The following is a 2,708-nucleotide window of genomic DNA, read 5'->3' as shown; positions in this document are numbered from 1 at the left end:
GCTGATGAGGGCCACGGTGAGGATGGCAAAAGTGGCGCTGTAGCCGGCCTTGATCAGGTCCGGCGAACCGATGAGGCTGCTCAGGCCGAAGCTCGCGAACGGGTTGCCGAACACGCCGAGGACACCTTGCCCGGTGCTCATCGAGTAGCCCCAGAGGACCCACACCACGCCCACGATCCCCACCGAGACGAAGCTCATCATCATCATGTTGAGCGAGGCCTTGGCCCGGGTCATCCCGCCGTAAAACAGGCCCAGGGCCGGGGTCATCAGCAGAACCATCGCTGCCGACACAATCATCCAGACGCTTCCAGCAGTGAGCTCCACCGGCGGGTCCCTTCTCGTCAGTCTTTCGTACCGGGACACGTCGCCGCCGGCCCCCCGATCCGGATTTAATCCTCGCGGAGCCATGTTTCCGGCAGTGAGGCGAAAAGTTGCGGGCACGTTACGGGAATCGCGACGGCGTGAAGTTCGCGTGACCGGCATGTTTCAGGAATGTAAACGCGGCCTCATATGCCCGCCGGTTTTGATGCTGCCGGGTGGGGCCAGGAATGAATTCAAATGATTGAATGTTCAATAAATATGGACTTTGGTATCTTCACTTTCGGCGAGCTCACCCGCGATAGCAGCACCGGCATCGCGCTGTCCCCGCAGCAGCGGCTAAAAGAGATCATCGAACTCGCCAAGCTGGCCGATCAGGCGGGCCTCGGATTCCTGGGGTTGGGGGAGCATCATCGGCGCGACTTTGCCCTCTCGGCCCCGGAAGTCGTCCTCGCCGCGATCGCCCGGGAAACATCCAATCTCCGGCTGGGCACGGCCGTGACTGTGCTCTCCACCCAGGACCCCGTGCGGCTCTTTGAACAGTTCGCCACTCTGGACCTGATCTCCGACGGCCGGGCCGAGATCATTGCGGGCCGCGGCGCGTTCGTGGAGTCGTATCCATTGTTCGGCCACAGGCTCGAGGACTACGACGCCCTGTTTGATGAGAAGCTGCGCCTGCTGCTGGAACTGCGGGACAACGCCCGGGACAACTCCACAGTGCAGTGGGCCGGAAGACTGACTCAGAGCATCCCGGACATGGACATCGCCCCGCGCCCGGTGCAGGCGAAGCTGCCAGTCTGGGTGGGCGTCGGTGGCACCCCGGCGAGTTTTTCCCGGGCGGGCAGGCTCGGGCTTCCTCTTTTCATCGCCCTGCTGTCAGGGCCGGCCCGTTTCCGCCGCCTTGTTGAGCTCTACCGCGAGAGCGCTGCCGAGGCCGGCCACGATGCCGGCGCGCTGCCGGTGGGGGCTGGCGGTCACTTCTACGCGGCGCCGACGTCACAGCAGGCGCGCGACACGTTCTACCCCTACTACCGGGCCTACTTCGAACAAAACATGCCGCGACCCGTAGACCACTTCCCCCGATCCACCTTCGATTCCTGGACCGAGCCCGGCGGCGGGTTGCTGGTGGGGAGCCCGCAGCAGATCACCGAGAAGCTCCTGGAGATCCACCAGACTCTGGGGAACTCGCGATACCTGGCCCAGATCGGACTGGGCGGCCTACCCTTTGCCGAGACGGCCCGGTCGATTGAACTGCTGGCCACGGAGATCATGCCCGCCGTCAACAGGGAGGTCTCGGCCGCCCTGGTAAGCAGCCGGACCGGCAAGCAACCAGTCTGACAATCAGCCCGCCGGCTGGCCCACTACAGCGATTCAGTTTTGGTGCAGCGGAATCTCCAGGCAGCGGCCGGAGGCGTTCCAGTAGCCCAGCGTGCCCAGCTGACCGCTCAGCCGCTGCATCCGGGCGGCAATGCCGGGTGCCGATCCGCGGGCCAGGCGCGCCTGGAATCCGGCGATGATGGTCGGATGCAGCCGAAGCGTTCGGGGTGCGCCGGCGTCGGTGTCGAGCATGAACACGAAAGACTGGTCATTGCGCTCGACCGGGTCCACAGCGTAGTCGTCAATGAAGTCCCCGGCGCTGAAGATGATGGGACGGTTCCGGTGGATGCCGACGCCGCGAAATATGTGCGGCGAGTGGCCGAACACGACGTCGGCCCCGGCCTCGATGAGGTCCCGGGCAAGGTCCTGGTGCCCGGCCGGGACGTCGTAGCCCCAGTTGCCGCCCCAATGGGCTGACACGATGAGGACCTGGACGCGGGCCTTGGTCCTGGCGACCAGTTCCAAGAGTCCGTCCAATCGTGTCCCGCCGCGCCGGCCGGCGTCATCGATGGGGACATCCTCCACCGGGACGTAGTAGACCCCGGGAGCCGCGGTACCCGCCTCCCAGCCGGGCTCGTTGTCCGTGAAGGCAATGAATCCGACGGCGACGGCGCCCACGCGCCACACGGCCGGGCGGCGGGCGGCCTCCAGGTCGGGGCCGGCCCCGGCATGGAGGATGCCGCAGCCGTCCAGCGCCGGCAGCATCTCCCCGAACGCGTCCTGGCCGAAATCCAGGACGTGGTTGTTGGCCAGCGAGACGACGTCGATCCCGGCCGCGAGGAGGCTGGCAACATTCTTCGGGTCCGAGCGGAAATGGAAGATCTTGCCGGGTTCGGGCTCGCCGCCGGCCGCCAGGACACACTCGAGGTTGGCGACGCGGACGTCCGCCTGCTCCAGGACCGCCAGCGTGTCGCCCCAGGGATAGGCAGGCCTGGCCGCTGCCAGGTGCCGGTTCACCAGCCGGCCCAGCATGACGTCTCCCAGCAGCGCGATCAGCATGGACTGCCTGCCTG

Annotated in this window: 2 protein-coding genes and 1 pseudogene; 1 reads left to right on the top strand and 2 read right to left on the bottom strand. The window is 66.2% G+C overall.

The features are described 5' to 3' along the window. Positions 1-297 (bottom strand): annotated as a pseudogene (locus tag LQV45_RS24570) (ammonia channel protein); the annotation flags it as partial. A 282-nt stretch (positions 298-579) separates the two neighbouring features. Here LQV45_RS24570 and LQV45_RS24565 point away from each other — a divergent pair. Then, positions 580-1,656, top strand: a complete 1,077-nt coding sequence (locus LQV45_RS24565) for an LLM class flavin-dependent oxidoreductase (RefSeq protein WP_230009221.1) — start codon at positions 580-582, stop codon at positions 1,654-1,656. A gap of 33 nt (positions 1,657-1,689) precedes the next feature. On the opposite strand, the gene LQV45_RS24560 is transcribed toward LQV45_RS24565, so the two are convergent. After that, positions 1,690-2,708 (bottom strand): CapA family protein (locus LQV45_RS24560; protein ID WP_230009220.1); only part of this gene is annotated, 1,019 nt, incomplete at its 5' end.

The organism is Microbacterium sp. Bi128, assembly GCF_918698205.1.
Note: the sequence above shows the minus strand (reverse complement) of the source record. Positions and strands in the feature narration are given on the sequence as shown.

Bases quoted from the DNA above. Each gene is read 5' to 3' on its own strand.
- LQV45_RS24565 (WP_230009221.1), top strand. From the start codon at position 580: ATGGACTTTGGTATCTTCACTTTCGGCGAGCTCACCCGCGATAGCAGC.